Annotated in this window: 1 protein-coding gene; it reads left to right on the forward strand. The window is 67.8% G+C overall.

The annotated features are described in order from the left end of the window. Nucleotides 1-643, forward strand: a 643-nt coding sequence (locus tag Q7A36_RS39725; protein WP_305109309.1) for a hypothetical protein, incomplete at its 5' end; no start/stop codon positions are given. Nucleotides 644-1,511 lie beyond the last annotated feature (868 nt).

Below are 1,511 nucleotides of genomic sequence, written 5' to 3' on the forward strand. Positions count from 1 at the left end.
CGCCTCGATCAACCGCTTCACTCGGGCCAACGACCTTCCCCTTGAGGATGTCTCGGCATGGATCGCCCGGGATGCCGGCGATGACCCCGTTCTCTGGACCACCAATGCCCGGCTGGTCAGCCGAGTGGAGCTTCCGCCCGGAGATTTCCAGTCCCCAAAGGCGCACGGCCGTAATGACCTGATGCATTACCGCCGGGTCGCGTGGCTGGCTGCCATGAAGGCCAGTCAGTTCGAAGTCGCCACCCTGTTCGATGCCGTGGGGATCACGGCCGACGAAATTGCGGAGTGGCGGGAGCGGAACGCCCTGTACCAGTTCGTCATGCGGGGCGATCTGCGGCGCTTCGACAGCGTCGAGCAGAACGTCGTCTACGTGTTCTCGCGCCAGCAGGCTGAGTATCTGCGACGCCGGCTCGGGGGGACCACCCGGCATGTCCCGGGGGTGGTGCAGGACGCGCCCGTCTCGACGAAGCCAGCCGTGGTGGGCGAGCGAATGTCCCCCAGTGAGCGGAAGGCCGCACAACGGTGGCGGGACAAAATGACCGCTGCGGGGGTGAGCGACGTTCGGCTGCTGCCGGGTGGCGACAGGATCGACGCCCGGATGGTTGAGATCGTGAACATCACCTTCGCAAGGAAGGCGGCGTGATGGGTCTGATCGTCGCACGGGCGAACATCGCTTAGATGCCTGACTCCCAAGGTCAGGTTGCCAAGGTCTGGGTCCTTCACATCGAGTAGGCGCGCCGGCCCGGGACCCCTATGCCAACAGTGCCGGCCATCTAGACAATTATGGGCAGCGTGGGCGGGGGTACGTTTCCTGCTCACGCACACCTCACCGACCTGCGCCACAGGCGGGGGTCATCTTGCCCGGTGAGCCCGACCATGGTCGGCGCCGGCCTGACAATCTCCGAGACGGTCACCGACCTGCTCCGCGACGGTGGCCGCGGCTGTCCCCAGATCGTCGGTGCCCCTGTCAGGTCCATCGTTGGCCCAGCGTGGGCTGGGCGCTCTGGGGACGGTCGGAGGGATCGTGGCGACGCGGGTAAAGGCATACCTCCTGCCCGAGGCTATCTCATCGGCCTGCGTGAGAAGTCGAGGTGCTCTCCCCCGGCGGCCTCGACCACAGACGGCGCCGGCCGGCGGTCTGATGGCGTGCCCGGGACGATTGCCGGCCTGCTCCACGACAGCGGCCGCGGCTGCCCCGAGATCGTCGGTGCCGCGGTCGGGTGCATCGTCAGCCAAGCGTGGGCCGGGCGCTCTGGGGACGGTCAGGTGCACCGTAGGGCCGAACCCGCATAAGGGAGCGTCGCGGCCATGGGGCTAACCGGCGGCTCGGCGACCCGATGCGACTCGGAGGTGTAGAGCCTTGCTGCCAGCGGCCGGAGTCGCCGGCCACGGCCCCGAACGGGCCTCCGAGGTGCGACGTCAGGCAACGCGTTGAGCACCGCGCTGCTTGCGATGTGCTTGCTGGGAGGGGTTTCGGGGCGAGGCCCTGTGGCCTAAGCCCCTGAGAAGAT

Source organism: Paracraurococcus lichenis (assembly GCF_030657435.1).
Lineage (GTDB): Bacteria > Pseudomonadota > Alphaproteobacteria > Acetobacterales > Acetobacteraceae > Paracraurococcus > Paracraurococcus lichenis.